Source organism: Actinoplanes solisilvae (assembly GCF_003999975.1).
In the GTDB taxonomy this organism is placed as follows: Bacteria; Actinomycetota; Actinomycetes; order Mycobacteriales; family Micromonosporaceae; genus Actinoplanes; species Actinoplanes solisilvae.
The window spans coordinates 166,159-184,404 of record NZ_RJAC01000009.1 but is presented as its reverse complement, the minus strand read 5'-3'; the positions used below and the strand labels follow the sequence as shown (position 1 = coordinate 184,404).

At 69.7% G+C, this 18,246-nt stretch carries 14 protein-coding genes and 1 pseudogene; 12 read left to right on the top strand and 3 right to left on the bottom strand.

Features of this window, described 5'->3' with window-relative positions; translation table 11 throughout:
* Positions 1-49 precede the first annotated feature (49 nt).
* From EER30_RS23545 to EER30_RS23520, 6 genes and pseudogenes are all read left to right on the top strand, one after another.
* Positions 50-1,036, top strand: a complete 987-nt coding sequence (locus tag EER30_RS23545) for an ATP-binding cassette domain-containing protein (protein WP_127502674.1) — start codon at positions 50-52, stop codon at positions 1,034-1,036.
* Positions 1,033-1,860 carry an ABC transporter permease gene (locus EER30_RS23540; RefSeq protein ID WP_127502673.1) on the top strand — a complete coding sequence of 276 codons (828 nt, stop codon included), beginning with the start codon at positions 1,033-1,035 and terminating at the stop codon, positions 1,858-1,860. The genes EER30_RS23545 and EER30_RS23540 overlap by 4 nt, the downstream gene beginning before the upstream one ends.
* A gap of 484 nt (positions 1,861-2,344) precedes the next feature.
* Entirely contained in the window at positions 2,345-3,343 is a 999-nt protein-coding gene (locus EER30_RS23535) for a hypothetical protein (RefSeq protein ID WP_127502672.1), read from the top strand.
* 194 nt (positions 3,344-3,537) lie between these two features.
* Entirely contained in the window at positions 3,538-3,672 is a 135-nt protein-coding gene (locus EER30_RS49435; protein WP_255436818.1) for a hypothetical protein, read from the top strand.
* Positions 3,673-4,554: 882 nt separating this feature from the next.
* Positions 4,555-5,543: pseudogene (locus EER30_RS23525) on the top strand (IS30 family transposase).
* Between the two features lie 10 nt (positions 5,544-5,553).
* A complete protein-coding gene (locus EER30_RS23520) occupies positions 5,554-6,033 on the top strand; it encodes a hypothetical protein (protein ID WP_127502670.1) in 480 nt (159 codons plus the stop codon).
* A gap of 13 nt (positions 6,034-6,046) precedes the next feature.
* Here the strand turns inward: EER30_RS23520 and EER30_RS23515 are convergent, their stop codons facing one another.
* Positions 6,047-9,271 (bottom strand): ATP-binding protein, encoded by a 3,225-nt coding sequence (locus EER30_RS23515; RefSeq protein WP_127502669.1) that lies wholly within the window; start codon positions 9,269-9,271, stop codon positions 6,047-6,049.
* A 130-nt stretch (positions 9,272-9,401) separates the two neighbouring features.
* On the opposite strand from EER30_RS23515, the gene EER30_RS23510 reads away from it, so the two are divergent.
* From EER30_RS23510 to EER30_RS23495, 4 genes are all read left to right on the top strand, one after another.
* Entirely contained in the window at positions 9,402-10,391 is a 990-nt protein-coding gene (locus EER30_RS23510; RefSeq protein ID WP_127502668.1) for a Bug family tripartite tricarboxylate transporter substrate binding protein, read from the top strand.
* Positions 10,388-10,885, top strand: a complete 498-nt coding sequence (locus tag EER30_RS23505) for a tripartite tricarboxylate transporter TctB family protein (protein WP_127502667.1) — start codon at positions 10,388-10,390, stop codon at positions 10,883-10,885. The genes EER30_RS23510 and EER30_RS23505 overlap by 4 nt, the downstream gene beginning before the upstream one ends.
* Before the next feature lies 1 nt (position 10,886).
* The gene (locus tag EER30_RS23500; RefSeq protein ID WP_127502666.1) at positions 10,887-12,380 is read left to right on the top strand and encodes a tripartite tricarboxylate transporter permease; all 1,494 of its coding nucleotides are present in this window, start codon (positions 10,887-10,889) and stop codon (positions 12,378-12,380) included.
* A gap of 64 nt (positions 12,381-12,444) precedes the next feature.
* Positions 12,445-13,698, top strand: coding sequence for an SGNH/GDSL hydrolase family protein (locus tag EER30_RS23495; RefSeq protein ID WP_127502665.1), 1,254 nt, complete (start codon positions 12,445-12,447; stop codon positions 13,696-13,698).
* A 368-nt stretch (positions 13,699-14,066) separates the two neighbouring features.
* Here EER30_RS23495 and EER30_RS23490 read toward each other — a convergent pair whose 3' ends face one another.
* Both EER30_RS23490 and EER30_RS23485 read right to left on the bottom strand, forming a co-directional pair.
* On the bottom strand, positions 14,067-14,897 hold the full coding sequence (locus tag EER30_RS23490; protein ID WP_127502664.1) for an enoyl-CoA hydratase/isomerase family protein: 831 nt from the start codon (positions 14,895-14,897) through the stop codon (positions 14,067-14,069).
* Positions 14,898-15,098: 201 nt separating this feature from the next.
* The gene (locus tag EER30_RS23485) at positions 15,099-15,968 is read right to left on the bottom strand and encodes a TetR/AcrR family transcriptional regulator C-terminal domain-containing protein (protein WP_127502663.1); all 870 of its coding nucleotides are present in this window, start codon (positions 15,966-15,968) and stop codon (positions 15,099-15,101) included.
* A 64-nt stretch (positions 15,969-16,032) separates the two neighbouring features.
* Between EER30_RS23485 and EER30_RS23480 the strand changes: the two genes are divergently transcribed.
* Both EER30_RS23480 and EER30_RS23475 read left to right on the top strand, forming a co-directional pair.
* On the top strand, positions 16,033-16,767 hold the full coding sequence (locus EER30_RS23480) for an ABC transporter ATP-binding protein (RefSeq protein ID WP_127502662.1): 735 nt from the start codon (positions 16,033-16,035) through the stop codon (positions 16,765-16,767).
* A complete protein-coding gene (locus EER30_RS23475) occupies positions 16,764-18,059 on the top strand; it encodes an FtsX-like permease family protein (protein ID WP_127502661.1) in 1,296 nt (431 codons plus the stop codon). The genes EER30_RS23480 and EER30_RS23475 overlap by 4 nt, the downstream gene beginning before the upstream one ends.
* The last annotated feature ends 187 nt before the right edge of the window (positions 18,060-18,246 follow it).

The following is an 18,246-nucleotide window of genomic DNA, read 5'->3' as shown; positions in this document are numbered from 1 at the left end:
GTCTCTTCGTGGGCGGTGCCGTGGGCGCCGCAACGGAGGGAGGAACGCCATGAGTGATCTCGTGGTGCGGGCGGAGGGCCTGCGCAAGCGGTTCGGCAAGACGCAGGCGCTGGACGGGGTCGACCTCGCCATGCGCCGGGGGACGGTGCTCGGCGTGCTCGGGCCCAACGGCGCGGGCAAGACCACCGCCGTACGGGTCCTGGCCACGCTGCTCAAACCCGACGCGGGCACGGCCGAGGTCGCGGGCATCGACGTGCTCAAGGAGCCCGGCCGGGTGCGCCGCCGCATCGGCCTGACCGGGCAGTACGCGAGCGTCGACGAGGACCTGACCGGCACCCAGAACCTGGTGCTGATCGGCCGGCTGCTCGACCTGACCACCCGCGACGCGCGGAAGCGCGCGGCCGAGCTGCTCGAGTGGTTCGACCTGACCGAGGCGGCCGGCCGGATGGCCAAGACCTACTCGGGCGGCATGCGGCGCCGGCTCGACCTGGCCGCCAGCCTCGTCGGCCACCCCGAGGTGATCTTCCTCGACGAGCCGACCACCGGTCTCGACCCGGCCAAGCGCGAGGACATGTGGGGCGTCGTACGCACCCAGGTCACGCAGGGCGCCAGCGTGCTGCTGACCACGCAATACCTGGAGGAGGCCGATGCCCTGGCCGACGAGATCGTGGTCATCAACCAGGGCCGCGTGATCGCTCACGACACCCCCGACGGGCTCAAGCGCCGCGTCGGAGGTCTGACCCTTCGCGTACGCCCGGCCGACCCGGCCAAGGTGCCCGACGTGCTCAAGGTTCTCGACCTGGTCGCCGCCCCCGGCACGAAGGCGTCAGCCGACGAGGCCGCCGGCACCCGCGGGGGCGCGGTCAGCGTTCCCGTCGCCGCCGACACCGCGCTCGACATCGCCGTACCCGAACTGCGCCGCGCCGGCGTCGAACTCATCGACCTGGGCCTGCACCTGCCCAGCCTCGACGAGGTCTTCCACGCCCTGACCACCGATCCCCGCAACGACGCCCCCAAGGAGAGTGAACTGGTATGACCACCCTCGACGTCCCCACCCGCGGCCTCGCCGGCGACCTCGACCGTCCACGCGGCGGCGCACTGGCGGCGTTAATCAGGCACAGCCTCGCCCTGGCCCGCCGCAGCCTGATCAAAACAGCCCGTACGCCCGAGGCCCTGATCGACGTCACCCTGCAGCCGGTCATCTTCCTACTGATCTTCACCTACCTGTTCGGTGGCGCGATCGGCACCGGCGACCGCGGCGAATACCTGCAGTTCCTGCTGCCCGGCCTGCTGGCCCAATCGCTGGCCCTAGGCGGCATCGCGCTCGGCCAGAACCTCAACGCCGACATCGAAAAAGGTGTCTTCGACCGCTTCCGGTCCCTGCCGGTAGCCCGCTCAGCACCACTGGTCGGCGCGGTCGCGGCCGACATCGTGCGCTACCTGACCGTCTGCGTCGTCATGCTCGGCTTCGGCTACATCATGGGCTTCCGAGTCGACACCGGCTTCGTCCCGGCCGTCGCCGCGGTCGCCCTGTCTATCGGCTTCGGGCTCTGCTTCTGCTGGATCTCGGTCTGGGTCGGCATGCTGGTCCGCACGTCGGGCGCCGTCCAGGGCGTCATGTTCCTGCTGGTCTTCCCGCTCTCCTTCGGCAGCAACGTCTTCGTCCAGACCGACACGCTGCCCGGGTGGCTGCAGGCCTTCGTCCACGTCAACCCGATCACCCCACTGGTAGCCACAATCCGAGGCCTGCTGATCGGCGGCCCGGTCGCCGACCACCTGCTGGTCACCCTGGCCTGGATGGCGGGCCTGCTGGTGGTCTTCGTCCCGCTGGCCCTGCGCGCCTACGCCCGCCGCACCTGACCACCTCACCCCGGCTGGGCCGATGGGATGGACCGAGTCCATCCCATCGGCCCAGCTTTCGCCGTCACCACCGACCGCCGCATGATGCCCGCAACCACAGAAGCCCATCGTCACCAAGGCCGAACCCCGCACCTGACCGTCCAGTTGCTTCCCGCACTCCAACCGACGATGACGCGCTCTTCTGTCGATGAGAGGTGCGACACGAGGTCGCACGAAGTGAGTGAGTACGTCGATTGGAGGTCGGGTTGATGCCCGAGACGTAGCTCCCGGTCAGTGGATACCGTCGCCTCCGGGGTTAAGAGGGCACCCGACCCGGCCTGCCTCCGCCGAACCACTGACGGACAGCAGGAACCAGCACCTCTGCACTCCTGAAATCGCCCCAGTGGCTTGCTTGAGCCGTGTGCCGCGCGAATTGCACGCACGGTTCTGAGGGACCCCGGCGCAGCAATGCGTCGGGGCTACCCGACCGCAGCCGATCATGCAGATGGGAATTCCTTTCGCGTTGTCCGATCATGTTTCCGGATTTCGGTTACGGACTCGAAACAGCGAGATTTTCGGCCGTCGGTACATCGGCCGATCAGAGGGCCATCATCGTTCGGAAGATTTCTGTCGTCTACCGGACAAAGAAACGGAGATCATAGATTTTCGCACTGTCGATGGTCTTGTTAGTTTCGTTCCCACCCGGCCGGGGGTGAATTCAGAGATGGTCACCGGCCACTCCCCTTTGGAGGTGTTCGAAATCACCACTCAAGCCACGTCGCGTAGCGGCCGGGTCGCTCGCCGTAAACGCCTCGGCGTGCTGGGAGATCCCAAGACCGGTGGCCTGATCGGTGTCATCAGCCTCGTGCTCACCCTGATCGGCGTGGTTGTCGCCTTCCTGTCCTGGCAAGGTGACAAAGACGAACGAGATCGGGCCGCTCGCCCAACCGCGGCGGGATCCGCGGGGACGGCAGGCGTCTCCGAGAACGGTACTCGGGCAACCGTAAGCAGCTCAGCCGACACAATAGGATCTGGGTCTTCGCCACACATCCCTCCACCGTCGACACGGCCGAGTAGCGGGATCAGCGATCCCCGTGTCTACTATGTCTTCGATCTCCCAATGCGAGGCGGCTACGCATACGATATCGATGTCGACACCGATCGGCCCCCAAATTACGGTAGTCGGGAGGCAAGTACCGACGATCTTTACCGGAGCAGATTGGAAAGCAATTTGAAAGAATGGCAGCTGTACGTCCCTCAGGCGCCAAAACGAAAAATCAAACGAGGGGTATTTCAGGTAATGGAAGCGCACGCCACCCCCGTGGACTGCCTGAAGCTGAGAACAACCACCGGTAGCGATTCGATCGACGCCGTCTTCGCCTCCGTGGGTACCAAGGCGTGCGTCTTGACGGGTCAGGGCCGGTGGGCGATGATCAGCATTACGGGACTACCCAAGAAATCCGATGAGTTCCTTCGAATCAAAGTGACCTTGCTGCGGCTGTGACTCCATTTCGGCACTGTGCTGAAAGCGTGCGAACATTCGAAAGACATCACTCATATAGCCGTGATCCGCGCATGGCAATGACGTGTCGGGTGTTCGCCTGGCGCCGTCCGGCAGCCTCATGAGCACAATTTTCCGTGGGTCGGTGCACGCCACGCTGCGCCGAGTCCGCCACTCGTCCGTGGAATAGTCCTGGGGTGACTGACGACGAGGACGGCCTGACCGTTCACGACATGGTGCCGGTGAGTGACGGAACGTGGGCCGGCTTGCTCTTCGACAACCCGAGTATCGGCCTGCCGGCCAGACTGACCTGGAGCTTTCGGTCCCGTTAGCCGAGGTGCACCGGGATTACGGCGGCAGTGAAGTCTTCCTGGACGTCGACGGGCTGCCCTTGCCCGCAGCAACCAGTTGGCGCGACATGACCGGGATGGCGGCCGAAGCGCTCGGTGAACCCGCCGAGGCCCGGCATTCCAATTCCGGCCCGTGGACTGGTGAGTCCTCGGGCCCCGCTCCGTGAGTTCCCTGCTTTCATGGAGCGACGTTCGCGAGAACAAGCGTTTGTCCTGGACGCGGCGGAGGTCTAGAGGTTCGGCGGTTCAAGAACAACTGCCGTGAACAGGCTCACCTGTTGTTGGGGACGAAGCTGATACTCGTGGGCGCCGGGGTGGTCGAGGGGCCAGGCGCAATACACGTCGTCGCTTCCGAGTGACTCCAAGGGGCATAGTTCGACGTACTCAATGCGTCGCGTTGCTTGATCGTTCCAAAACAGCCAAGCACTTCTGTCTGTGTCGTAGGATCCTTTCCCGTCGTAGGGAGTGGCGGTCAACGCCGCGTGGGGTCCGGTATGCCCGGCCTCGTATTCGCATCGATCCGGATACCGGCAATCGGAGTCCTGGGTCTCTCGCTCCTCGATCCATGCGGTCTCGCCAGCTGTCAGCAGCACGCTTCGGTGCACGTCGGACGTGTGTCCGGGGCGTCAGTCATGGCGGCGATGATGCACTATCGGGTGCCGGTTTTGCAACCCTTTGTCCGTCACGGGCAAGCCTTCTCGCGGGATGTTGGAAGCGGTGCCTCATCGTTTTGCTCACTCATTGACAGAGCGCTATATGGTGAATTGATCGGGCGGTGACGGGTGGGAGCAGATGGTCGGGAATTTTCTTCAGGGCGAGTTCAGGCGGTCGTAGCATTTGATCTTGATGGTTCGGTGGGACAGGATGCCCGCCGTGCGTGTACCGCTGACATCGAACGACCGTGAAGAGATTTCCCGCGGACTCGCGGAAGGCTTGCTGTATAAGGAAATCGGGGTTCGGATCGCCCGGGACCCGTCGATCGTGTCGCGGGAAGTCGCCCGGCACGGCGGCCGGACCGGGTACGGGCGATGGCCGCGGACATCGCCGCCGCAGCGGCCCGTAAACGGCCGAAGCTGTTCGCCGTCGACCGGTCGCCCCGGCTACGCAAGGTGGTGGTCGAGCGGTTGCGGGCCGGGTGGTCGCCGGCCTCGATCGCGGGTCGCTTGCCCGAGCTGGTGCCCGGCGACAACGCTGTGCGGGTGTCACACGAAGCCATCTACCAGTGGGTCTACGCCCAGCCTGTCTCCACCCTCGCCCGCGAGCTGATCGCCCTGCGCACCGGCCGCCCGGCCCGCCGCTCCGGGCCTCGACCCGAGCCGGCGCCCCGCATCCGCGAGCCCTGCTACCTCGACGAACGACCCGCCGACGTCGAAGGCCGCGCCGTGCCCGGGCACTGGGAAGGCGACCTGGTGATCGGCAAGAACGGCAAGACCGCCGTCGCCACCCTGGTCGAACGCACCTCACGATTCCTGATCCTGGTCCCGCTGACCGGCCGCGACTCGCTCACCGTCACCGACGCAGTCATCGCCGCCACCGACGGCCTCCCGCCGCAGATCCGCCGGTCCCTGACCTGGGACTGCGGCGCCGAGATGGCCCGCCACGCCAGCATCACCGCCACCGGCCTGCCCGTGTTCTTCGCCCACCCGCACAGCCCGTGGCAGCGCGGCAGCAACGAAAACCTGAACCGGATCGTCCGCGAATACTTCCCGAAAGGCGTCCCGATCACCTCCAGCCCCGACTACCTCGCCCGGGTCGCCGCCGAAATCAACGACCGACCCCGTAAGATCTTCGATTGGAAGAAGCCCTCCGAGATATTCACCGAACTCGTAGAGTCACATGCTTCGACTGCCTGAATCTGCCCAGGTGATCAGTTTGGTCGGAGTCGTTTTTGCGCTGTATTTCGCCTCTTTGCAGACGCGTCGGCTGCAGAAGCAGATACACATCTCCAACCTCTACAGTAGATACGACGCATTGCATCACGCGAATGAACGGTACGACGCCGGACTGGCCATGCTTTTCCAACGGCCGGACCTCAGGCCGTACATCTTTCAGCGCAGACCCGTGGACCTCGTCGGTGAGGACCTCGATCGTGCTCTCATCGTGGCCGACCAGATGGCGGGTGCCGTCGACCATGCGATACGAGTGGGCGAACGTTTCCCCGACGACGAACACGGAGGCTGGGCCTCGGTGGCCGAAGAGATGGCCAAGACGCCGCTGTTCCGCGCGATCGTGAAAGAGAAGCCACTCGATTTCCCCGACCTCGGTCGATATTTCACGGAAGAGCTGGACCGGAACGGGCCTCGCGACAGGGACGGGAACGGGGACGGGGACGGGCGCTCATAGGAGCACGACCGGGTCAGGTGGAACGGCCCAGGCGCAGGTCGGAGCGGCCCACCAGAGCCGACGCGGTTTTGCCGTCGGCGTTCCAGCCCAGGGCGTACGCCTCGGCGAAGAGGTCTTCGCTCAGCTCGTCGTGGAGGCGGTCGCTGAGTTCGCGGATCTGCGGGTTGCTGTGGTCATGGTTGCCCCGCAGGCGTGCGGCCGCGCCCAGCAGTTGGGCTGCTTCGCGGGGGCGGCCCTTGAGGGCGGCCAGTTCGGCCGCGCTCAGCGACACCAGGGACATGATGGGCATGTCGCGGGTCTCGATCGCGGCCGCGTAGGCCCGGGTCAAGGCCTTCTCGGCGCCGGCCTCGTCGCCCAGTTTCACGCACAGGGTCGCCCGGATGGCGCCGGAGATCGCCCGTCCGTGGTCGCCGGCGAACGACGGGTCGGCGTCCATCTCGGCCTCGGCCACGTCGAGCAGGTTGCGGGCGCGTGGCAGGTCGCCCAGGCGCACCCACAGGCCGGCCTCGAGGGCGTTGAGCAGGATGAGCAGCTCGGGGGAGGCCGAGCGTTCCGCCCGTTCGCGGGTCGCGTGCAGCATGGACACGGCTTGGTCGTTGTCGCCGCGGCGCATGTGTACTTCGATCCAGCGCAGGTCGATGAAGAGCTCGTCGCTGATGTTGAGCGAGCCGAACTGGCGGGCCAGCGCGCGGGCCCGGCGCAGGTCGTCCAGGGCGCCTTCGAGGTCGCCGTCGTACTGGCGCAGCAGGGCCCGCATCGGCAGGGCGGTGGCCTGCCCCCAGCGGTCGCCGACGCGGGCGAAGCAGTCGAGCGCGGTCTTCACGTCCGCGCCGACCTGTTGGAGGTCGCCCTGGTTCTCGGCGAACTGGGCCCGGAACAGGTGGGCCAGGCCGGACAGCCAGACGTCGGGGCCGTCGATGATCTTTCGGATGATGGCCAGTGACGCCTCGTCCTCCTGCAGGAAGAACAGGCTCACCGCGGTGAGGGCGCCGGACAGCCCGGGCAGTGCGGGATAGGCGAGCAGCCGATCGGCCAGCGCGCGCAGCTCGGCCTCGCCACGTTCGACCGCCTCGGCGCTCATCGCGGAGCGGGTGCTGATCCGGTTGAGCAGCAGCACGGCTTCGGCGGTGTCGCGCCGCAGCGTGGGCCCGGCCGCGGGCTGGGAGAGCGCCTGCTCCAGCCAGAACGTCGCGTCGGCGTGGCGGCCGAACATCTGCCAGTACCAGGCCAGGTTCATCGCGAGGGTGACCGCCTCCTCGCCGTCGCCGATGTCGCAGAGGTGGCGCAGAGCGGAGAGCGCGTTGTCGTACTCGGCGTTCAGCACGCTTAGCGCCGTCAGCTGGCCGGCCGCGCGCAGCTCGGGGTCGAGGCGGGCGACGAGCTGGGCCAGGTGCCGCGCGGCCAGTCCCCGCGTGGATTCGAGCGCCCCCTGCTCGGCGAGGCGTTCGGTGCCGTACTCGCGGAGGGTTTCCAGCATGCGGTAGCGGCCGGGCTCGGGCGCGAGCTGCAGGATCGACCGGTCGACGAGGGCGGCGAGCAGCTCGGGCACCTCGACCTCGGGCACGGAAGTCCCGGCGCGGATCGCGACGGCCGTCGCCGCCGTCACGCCGCCGGGCAGCACCGAGACCCGCTCGGCCACCACCCGTTCGTCGTCGCCGAGCAGGTCCCAGCTCCAGGAAATCACCGCGCGCAGGGTGCGGTGACGTGGGGCGGCCGTACGGTTTCCGCTGGTCAGCATGCGGAACCGGTCGGACAGCCCGGCGGTCAGCTCGGCCAGTGACAGCGTACGCAGCCGGGCCGCCGCCAGTTCGAGAGCCAGTGGCATGCCGTCCAGCGCCCGCACCACCCGCACGACATCACCGAGCGTGTCCTCGTCGACGTCAAAGCCCGGGCGTACGGCGGCAGCCCGCTCGATGAAGAGGCGCACCGACGCCGCCCGCCGCGCCTGGGCGACGCCGTCCTCCGGGTCGGGCAGTGTGAGCGGGCCGAGCGGGACCAGCCCTTCACCGTCGACGGCCAGGGGCTCGCGGCTGGTCGCCAGCACCCGCAGCCCGGTGCAGCGTGGCAGCAGCGCCGCGACCAGGTGGGCCACGGCGTCGATGAGGTGCTCGCAGTTGTCGACGACGAGCAGGGTCTCGCGGCCTTCGAGGGTGTCGGCCAGCTGTTCCACCTCGTCGGACTCGGCCCGCACCTTGTTCGCCTCGGCGAACAGTGCGGCGCCGCGCAGGCCGATCGAGGTCTGCACGGCCGCGGCGACCTTGGCCGGCTCGGTGATCGCGGCCAGGTCGACCAGCCAGGTGCCGTCGCCATATTCGTGCCGGTGGCGGCGGCCCGACTCGATGGCGAGCCGGGTCTTGCCGGCGCCGCCGGGCCCGAGCACGGTGACCAGGCGGCCCGCGGCCAGCAGCGTGTCGACCCGGGCGAGGTCGTCGTCGCGCCCGACGAAGCTGGTCAGCGGGGCGGGCAGGTTGCTGGGCGCAAGATCAACGGCCGACCCAGCCGAGACGGGGGAGGGGCCCTGGAGCAGGCGCATGTGCCTCTGGCGCAGGGCTGCGCCCGGGTCGGCGCCGAGCGAGTCGGCCAAACTCTCGCGCACCTGCTCGTAGAGCGCGAGCGCTTCCGCCTGCCGCCCTTGGGCCTCGAGCACATCCATGAGCAGCGCCGCGGCCCGTTCGTCCACCGGCTGCTCGGCGAGGAGAGTGGTCAGCCGGTCAGCCGCGCTCGCCAGCCGGCCCAGGGCCAGTTCGGCCTCGGCCAGGTCGGCGGCGGTCTCGACCGAGGTGCGGGCGAGGCGGGTCGCGGTGGCCGGTGCGACCGCGGCGATCACCGCGGGTTCGGCCCCGACCGGATCGCTCCACAGGGCGGCGGCCTCGTCGAGCAGGGCAGCCGCCTCACGGTGGTCTCCCGCCCGCAGCCGGTCACGACCGTCCGCGGCCAGCTTCTCGTAGCGCAGCACGTCAACGTCCCCCGGCGCGATGTCGAGCCGGTACCCGCCTTCGACCTGCGCCACCGCCACCGTCTTACGCAGCCGGGACACGAGGGACTGAAGTGCGTTGGGCGGGTCACCCGGGCGCTCGTCGGGCCACAGCGCGTCGACCAGCGTGCCCGCGTCCACCGCCCGCCCACCGGCCAGCGCCAGCCGCACCAGCAGCCCCCGCAGCCGCGCGCCCGGCACGGGCACCACGGCGTCGCCGCGGCGCACCTCGAAGGCGCCCAGCAGCGTCACACGGAGGTCCATGCCTTTGATTTTTCCGCGCCGACGCCACCCGGTGCGAACCGGCCCCTCAGGACGTGCGCCACGACGCCTTGTGGAGCAGACTGAAGATCCAGCAGCATGAATATCTCGGTCGGCCGGAGGTGAGGTGCGGATGGCCTGGAGACCGGCGGGCCCGGGCCCGTACGTGGCGGCTGCTCTGGCCACGATCGCGCTGGTCGCGACGACCGTGTTCGGCGGGGACGACAACGCCGGCTTCCTCAACGGGCGCCAGTTGCGGCTGATGGCGCCGGCCGCGCCCGGTGGCGGGTGGGACCAGACCTCCCGCGAGATGCAGGCGGCGCTGCGCACGGAGGCCGGGCGCACCGAGGTCTACAACGTGGCCGGCGCGGGCGGCACGATCGGGCTGAGCCAGTTCGTGCGGCACGAGGGCGACCCGACCCAGCTCATGGTGATGGGCCTGGTGATGATCGGGGCGATCGAGAGCAACGACTCGCCGGTGGGGCTCGACCGCACCAAGCCACTGGCCCGGCTGACCACCGACTACGAGGTCATCGTCGTGCCGGCCGACTCGCCCGTGAAGTCGATGACCGACCTGGCCGGCCGCATGAAGAGCAACCTCGGCGCGGTGTCGTGGGCGGGCGGCTCGGCCGGCGGCATCGAGCAGATCCTGGCCGGGCTGGTCGCCGAGGCGGTCGGCGCCGATCCGGCCGGCGTCAACTACGTGGCTCACTCGGGCGGCGGCGAGGCCCTGTCGACGCTGCTCTCCGGGCGCGCGACCGCGGGCGTCTCGGGCGTCTCCGAGCTGGAGGGCCAGATCAAGGCGGGCACGATCCGGGCGATCGCCGTGTCGAGCCCGCAGCGGCTGCCGGCCCTGCCCGACGTGCCCACGCTCAAGGAACAGCAGGTCGACGTTGAGCTGGCCAACTGGCGTGGCGTGGTGGCCCCGCCCGGCATCGACGCCGACGACGAGCGTCAGCTGGAAGACCTTCTCGTACGCATGACGCGCACCCCCGCCTGGCAGGAGACCCTGCAACGCCGCGGCTGGATCGACGCCACGCTGACCGGCCCCCAGTTCGAGCAGTACATCGCCGACGAACGCCGCACCGTCACCGACGTCCTCAAGAAGATGGGCCTCACATGACCGATCTCGAGGAGGGGCCCGTCCGGCCCGAGACGCCCGAGGTCGAGCACGCCGAGGCCCGCGCGTCCGGGCTGCTGGGGGTGATCATGGTGATCGCGGCCGTGGTCGTGCTGGTCGACGCCGCCCGGCTGCGCGACTCCGACGACGCACTCGGTCCGGCCGCGGCACCGACCCTGCTGGGGGTGCTGCTGGGCCTGGTCGGTGGTGCTCTGGCCTTCCAGTCCCGCCACTTCCTGCGTACGCCGAAAGCCCGCCCTGCGCATCTCTGGCGCCTGGCCGTCCTGGTCGTCACCCTCGTCGTGTACGCCCTGCTGCTGCCGCTCATGGGGTTCGTGGTGTGCGGTACCGGGCTGTTCACGGTCGCCGCGCTGCTGCTCGGGGCGCCGCATCCCGCGCGCGTGGTGGCGTACGGCTGGACCTTGGCGGTTGTGGTCTTTCTGGTGTTCGACGTGCTGATCGGGTTGTCGCTGCCGGCCGGGCCGTGGGGGTTCTGACATGGGCGACCTGCTCAACGGCTTCGCCGACGCGCTGACCCCGGGCAATCTGCTGTGGGCGTTCGTCGGCGTCACGATCGGCACGGCCGTCGGGGTGCTGCCCGGCATCGGACCGGCGCTGACGGTCGCGCTGCTGCTGCCGGTCACGTTCCGCCTCGAACCGGCGGCCGCGCTGATCATGTTCGCGGGCATCTACTACGGCGGCATGTACGGCGGTTCGACCACCTCGATCCTGCTCAACACCCCGGGGGAGAGCGCGTCGGTCGCGACCGCGCTGGAGGGCAACAAGATGGCCCGCGCCGGACGAGGAGCGGCCGCGCTCGCCACCGCCGCGCTGGGCAGCTTCGTCGCGGGAACGATCGGCACCATCGCACTGTCGGCCGCCGCTCCGTTCGTCGCCGACATCGCGGTCAACTTCGGGCCCCCCGAGTACGTGGCCCTGATGGCGGTCGCCTTCGTGACGGTGAGCGCGCTGCTCGGGCCGAGCCTGCTCAAGGGCGGGGCGAGCCTGGTCATCGGCGCGACGATCGGGCTGGTCGGCATCGACACGCAGACCGGTCAGGCCCGGCTCGCGTTCGGGCTGCCGTCACTGTTCGACGGCATCGACGTGGTGATCGTGGTGGTGGCGCTGTTCGCGCTGGGCGAGACCTTCGCCCACCTGGTCGCCGGCACCGGGGACAGCCGTGTCGAACCGTTGCGCGGCGCCCCGATGCTGTCGCGCGAGGACTTCCGCCGCTCGTGGCCGGCCTGGCTGCGCGGAACGGCGCTGGGCTTCCCGATCGGCAGCCTGCCCGCGGGCGGCGCCGACGTGCCCACGTTCCTGAGCTACAGCCTCGAGAAACGGCTCTCCAAGCACCGATCGCAGTTCGGGCACGGGGCGATCGAGGGCGTGGCCGGGCCCGAGGCGGCCAACAACGCGGCGGCGGCGGGCGTGCTCGTGCCGCTGCTCACGATCGGGCTGCCGACCTCGGCGACCGCTGCTGTCATTCTCACTGCTTTCCAATCGTACGGGTTGCAGCCCGGCCCGCAGCTCTTCAGCGAATCGGGCGAGCTGGTGTGGGCGCTGATCGCGAGCCTCTACATCGGCAACGTGCTGCTGCTCGTGCTCAACCTGCCCCTCGTACGCGCCTGGGCCCGGCTGCTCACCATCCCGGCGTACGGGATCTATGCCGGTGTTCTGGTCTTCGCCTGCCTCGGGGCGTTCGCCGCGGGCGGGACGATCGCCGACCTGATCGTGCTGACCGTGCTCGGATTGCTGGGCCTGCTGATGCGCTCGGCCGGCGTTCCCGTCGCCCCGGCCGTCGTCGGGCTGATCCTCGCGCCGCTGGCCGAGCAGCAACTGCGGCGGTCCCTCGCACTGTCCGAAGGTGACTGGTCGACGCTGGTGTCCTCGCCGCTGACCGTCGTGCTCTGGATCGTCGTGCTGCTCGCACTGCTCTCGCCCCTGTTACGACGACTGATACAGACTCGTAAAGCAACATCGTTGAAACATTGACGTCCTCCTAACTGCATGATCGGATCGAAGACCCGAATGTTTTTCGGTTCTTCTGGAGGTCGTCTTGTCGTTGTGGCGCCGGTTCGCCGTACCCGCTGCACTTGCCCTTGTCGCTCTGACCGCCACCGCCGTCCCCACCGCCACCGCCGCCCAGGCCGCCCTGCCGACCGCCGCCGTCGCCCTCGGCGACAGCTTCATCAGCGGTGAGGGCGCCGGCGCCTACCAGCCCGTCGTCGACGCGAACGGGCAGGCCCAGTCGTTCCCCGGCTGGTCGGCGGCGAACAACAACGCCTTCTTCTGCCACCGCTCGGCCAACGCGTCCCTGCTGCGGGCCTCCCTGCCCGGCATCCAGGACCGGTTCAACCTGGCCTGCTCGGGCGGGCAGCCGCACGACATCGCCAACGCGTCGAGCGCCCGCGAGAAAGGCCGTACGGTCGCGTCGCAGCTCGCCCAGTTGCGCGCGGTCGGGCAGACCCACGACATCGACCTGGTCCTGATCGGCCTCGGCTCGAATAACACGCAGTTCACATTCGGCGACGTGGCCGTCAAGTGCGCGAACCGTTTCGTGGCCGACGCGTGGACCGGCTGGTGGGAGTTCTGGGCCTACATCGGCGGCCCCGTTCCCCAGGCCCCCTGCGCGTCCGGCGACCTGGCCACGCAGGCCCAGCTCAACGCGGCCCAGGCCGAGACCACCGCGGCCGTACGTCAAATCTTGAGCACCCTCGACGAGATCGACACGGACGGCGTGCACCGCGTGGTCTTCCAGGACTACACGAACCCGCTTCCGTTCGACCTCGAGGGCAGCCTCCACGAGGAGGACGGCCGCGCCGACGACCGCGACAAGTTCCGCGACCTCGGGGCCGAGCGCTACCGCGCGGGCTGCCCGATCCACCGCGCCAGCCTCGCCGCCGGACACCTCTTCTCGGGCGGGCTCGGCACGCTGGTGTCGGGTGTGCACAGCCAGCTCCGCTCGGAGTTCCCGGCCGACGACCTGGTCTACCTGAACGTGCAGCGAGCCTTCGACGGCGCCCGCCTGTGCGAGACGTCGCCCAACCCGGCGACCGCCCTGGCCACCCCGATCCGCCTGATGGACGGCCCGACCGGCACCTTCCTGACCGACCTGGCCGGCCGCGACAAGATCGCCATCCAGCGCATCGCCAACTCCTGCGTCACGTACTTCCAGACCTGCCAGGAATCGTGGCACCCCAACGCGGCCGGCCACGGCGTGCTGGGCCAGTGTCTGTCGGGCGCGGCGACGACAGCCGCCCGCTCGGTGCAGTGCATCCGCCAGTCGAACGGCGCGATCACGATCAGCTGATCGCCTAGCCCGGCCGCGGCGTCGTCGCGGCCGGGCGCTGGCCGGCGTTTGCGGCCGGTTGCGGTGATCGGTCAGCTTGCCCCCGGGCATTTACCTAAATGTGGGCCTCTCCTCCGTTGGATCGTTCAGCTCGGGACCACGACGTCGGCGGGCTTGGGTAGCCGCGGCCGCCCCGCGACGGGCCGCTCGTCGGGGAGATCACGTCACCGGCCGGCTGCGCGATGTTCCGCGCTCGCGAAGTTGATCCGGACCCGCCGGCCGTCGTGGCCGCGCTGGCGACTGCGGGGCACGAGGGCGCATCGGCCGGGCGGGTCCGGAACTGTGATCCGGGCGTTGGCGCGAGGAAGAGGCCCGGATCTTCGGGAAAGCTACTTCTGGCGCAGGGCGCCGATCACCTCGCCCAGGTTGGTCTCGACGCCGTCGGGCTGCTGCAGGCCCTGCTCGAACAGCGTCTTGACGAAGGGGCGGTGCTCGGGCCGGCCGGCGGTGCCGAAGTACGCCTTCAGGCCCTCGGCCAGCTCGACGTCGGCGGGCAGTGTCGCCTCGTTCACCAGGTTCTTGATGCCCGACACGGCGACCCGGTCGAAGGCGGCGATCCGGCGGGCGAAGCCGTCGACGAACTCCGAGATGTCGGCGTCGGGGATGACCCGGTTCACATAGCCGTACGAAGCGGCCAGGTCGGCCGGGATGTCGTCGCCGCCGAGCAGGATCTCCAGGGCCCGCGCACGGCCGGCCAGCCGGGAAAGGCGGGCCATCGCGCCGCCGCCGGGGACCGCGCCCACGCCGACCTCGAACTGACCGAAGATCGCCTTCTCGGAGGCGAAGCGGATGTCCGTGGCCAGAGCGAACTCGCTGCCCGCCCCGCGGGTGCGGCCGCGGATCTCGGCGATCGTGGCCACCGGCAGCCGGGCCAGCCGGATGAAGTTGTCGACGTAGGGGTGCAGCCCGGTCGGGCCGGGCTGCATGGCGACCACGCGGGCCGTGTCGGACAGGAAGTCCCAGTGGGCCATGAAGTAGCCGGGTGTCTCGCTGCGGAAGACGACGACCGTCAGATCCGGATTCAACTCGATTCTCCCGATCAGGTCGGCCAGCTGCTCGACCGTGTCGGGGTCCATCAGGTTGACCGGCCCGTTGGCGATCGTGACCCGCCAGTAGGACGGGCTGACCGCGTCGATGCTGAACTGCGAGGCGGAAGTCATGCGTTCAGCATGGAACCGCCCACGGGCCGGTCGCACCTGTGCAAGACCCTGGTGCGGGGTCCCTGGGGTGCGCGTCACGCACCCTGGCGCAGCGAGCGGAAACCGGCTCGCACTTCCTGGGTGAGCAGCTCAGGCTGCTCCCACGCGGCGAGGTGGCCGCCCTCCGGTGCCGGGGGGCGCGGACCGGACGGCCCGCGAGGACTACGTGAGCTGAGTCGCGAGGCCGTCGAGGAGGCGGGTGAGGCCGTAGTCGAGGAGGATGTCGAGGTCGAGCTCGTGGCCGGGGGTGGCCATGAAGCGGGCCATCAGCGGAAGCCGGCCACTGCCGATGACCTCGGCGAAGCGGTGCTGCTGGGTGGCGAACCATTCGGTGTCGGTCAGGCCGGTGTCCTGCTCGGCCTGCGCTTCCTCCTCCAGGTTCACCGCGGTTCCGCGTACGTAGTTGGCGACTGTCACGGCGGCGCGGAACTGGGTGTTGGGGTCGAGGCCGTGACCCTCCAGTGCGCGCATCGTCCATTCGGTGTGGGCCATCGCGTGCGGGGCCAGCAGCGGGCGGGTGAACGAGATCGCCTGGGCCAGCCACATGTGCCGGCGGTACATCGACCACTGCAGGCGGGCCAGCGCCTCGACGCACACGCGCCAGTCGTCGCGGTCGGGGTCGAGCTCGGGTGGGGGCGGGTTGAGGGCCATCACCCGGTCCATCATCAGCAGGACCAGCTCTTCCTTGTCGGCCACGTGGCGATAGACGGACATCGTCGGGATGCCCAGTTCGCCGGCCAGGCGGCGCATCGACAGGCCGGTCAAGCCTTCGGCGTCGGCGATCGTGACGGCGGTGCGTACGACCAGTTCTCGATCGGGGTCGGCCGACGGCGCGCCGGCGACGACGGTGCCGAAGCCGGGCTTGGCGTACACCAGACCCTCGTCGCGCAGGTGGGCGATCACCTTGCTGGCCGTGGCCATCGCCACCCCGTACTCGGCCATGATCTGGCGGGTCGAGGGGATGCGCTGGCCGGGGGCGGGGAGGCGGGTGGCGAGCTCGGCGGCGATGCGGCGATAGACGGGCGTCTGCACTAGTGCAGGATACGGGTGCTAGCACTACTGCCTGCCGATGTAGTGCGCTCGTACGGTGTACTTCATGACTGACGTGGTGCGGGTCGAAGAGCTTTACAAGACGTACGACGGGGGTGTCACGGCACTCGACGGGGTCACCGCCGGGTTCGCCGCGGGCAGCTTCACCGCCGTCATGGGGCCGTCGGGTTCGGGCAAGAGCACGCTGCTGCAGTGCGCCGCCGGGCTCGACCGTCCGACCGGAGGGCGGGTGTTCCTGGACGGGCACGAGCTGACCGCCACGAAGGACACCGCGATGACGAAGTTCCGGCGCGGGCGGGTCGGATTCGTCTTCCAGGACTACAACCTGTTGCCGTCCCTGACTGTCCTGCAGAACGTGGTGCTGCCGTTGCGTCTGGCCGGGCGGCGGGCTGATCTGGCGGCGGCCCGGGCGGCGCTGGCTCAGCTCGACCTGGCCGACAGAACGGATGAGTTGCCCGAGCGGCTCTCGGGTGGGCAGCGGCAGCGGGCCGCGGTGGCCCGGGCGCTGGTCACCCGGCCGGCGGTCATCTTCGCCGACGAGCCGACCGGGGCGCTCGACCTGGGCAGCGCTCGCGAGGTACTGACCCTGCTGCGCGAGGTAGTGCACCAGCACGGACGGACCGTCGTCATGGTCACGCACGACCCGGTCGCGGCGGCGTACGCCGACTCGGTGCTCTTCCTGGCCGACGGGCGACTGGCCGGGTCGTTGAGCGCGCCGACGGCCGACGCGGTGGCCGAGCGCCTCGCCCACCTCGGGGACCGCGCGAGGGCCGCCGCATGATCGCCGTCGCGCTGCGCAACCTGCGCCACCGTCCGGGCGGGTTCATCGCCACGTTCCTGTCCGCCTTCCTGGGTGCGGTGCTGCTGATGGCGTTCGCGTCGCTGATCGACACGGCGTCGGGGGTGGACGCGGCCAGCAACGAGTCGCTGATCACCACGGCCGGCGTCGGCGGCGGATGGTGCCTGGTCATCGTGGCGTTCGCGGTGACGTCGACGCTGACCCTGGCCGTGCGGCGCCGGGAGGAGCAGATCGCCCTGCTGCGGCGGGTCGGGGCGACCGGTCAGCAGCTCCGCCGCATGATCGTGGGCGAGGCGGTGGCGGTCGCGCTGATCGCCTCGGCGGCGGCGGTCCCGGTCGGGTTCGTGCTCGGGCGGTTGCTGGTCTCCCTGATGAAGGACACGGGTCAGGTCGCGGCGGCCGTCGACGCGGCGTTCGGGCCGATCGCGCTGGGGGTCGGGTTCGGCGTGACGCTGCTGGGTTCGCTGGTCGCGGGCATCGCTACGGCCCGGCGTACAGCTGCGCCGGTGGGAACGAAACGCGCCCGGCCGTTGCTGCGCCGGATCGGGGCGGGGCTCTTCCTGCTCACCGGGGCGAACTGCGCGGTGCTGACCGCGACCGTGATGGACGGCAAGGGCATCGACGCCATGCAGACGGCAGGGCAGGCCGGCATCTGGGCGTCGATCGGGCTCGCGCTGCTGGCCCCCGAGTTGCTGCGGCTCGTCACTGCCGTTCTAGGCCCGGCCGTACGTCTGTTCGGCGCCGCGGGTGAGCTGGCGTTGCGGCCGCAGCCGTCCGCGGTCATGCCGGTGCTGCTGTTCACGGGAATCGCGACGGGCACGGTCTACATGCAGGGCATCGAGGACCGTGCCTCTTCGGGTGAAGTTCAGGCGGCGTACGCGCGGGACATCCAGACCCTCAACTATGTGGTCGTCGGGATGATCGCCCTGTTCGTCGCGATCATGCTGGTGAACATGCTGATCGCGGCGACGACGCATCGGCGGCGCGAGTTCGCCCAGCAGCGGCTGGCGGGGGCGACCCGGGGGCAGGTCATCGCGATGGTGGCACTGGAGGGCGCGCTCGTGACGGTGACCGGGGTGCTGGGCGGGGCGGTGGCGTCGCTGTTCACCGTGCTGCCGTTCGGGTCGGCGCGGGCCGGTCAGGTGTGGCCCGACGCGTCACCGCTCGCCTTCGCGGTGGTGGCGGCGATCGCGGTGGCGCTGACCGGGTCGGCCCTGGTGCAGACCACGCGGCGTGCGCTGCGCGGGCCGGCCACGGCGGCGGTGCGCGCCTAAATCGATCGACACGGCCGGCGGGTCTTCTCTACCGTCGGCCCTGTCGATCGCTAATCGATTGCCCGCCGCTGGGTGGGCTGTCGTGCGCCGATCGCTAATCGATTGCCCGCCGCCGGCGGGTTTCGTGTGCCGATTGCTGATCGGTTATCGATTGCTCTTCGAGAGGGGGATGTCGTGCGCTACCGCA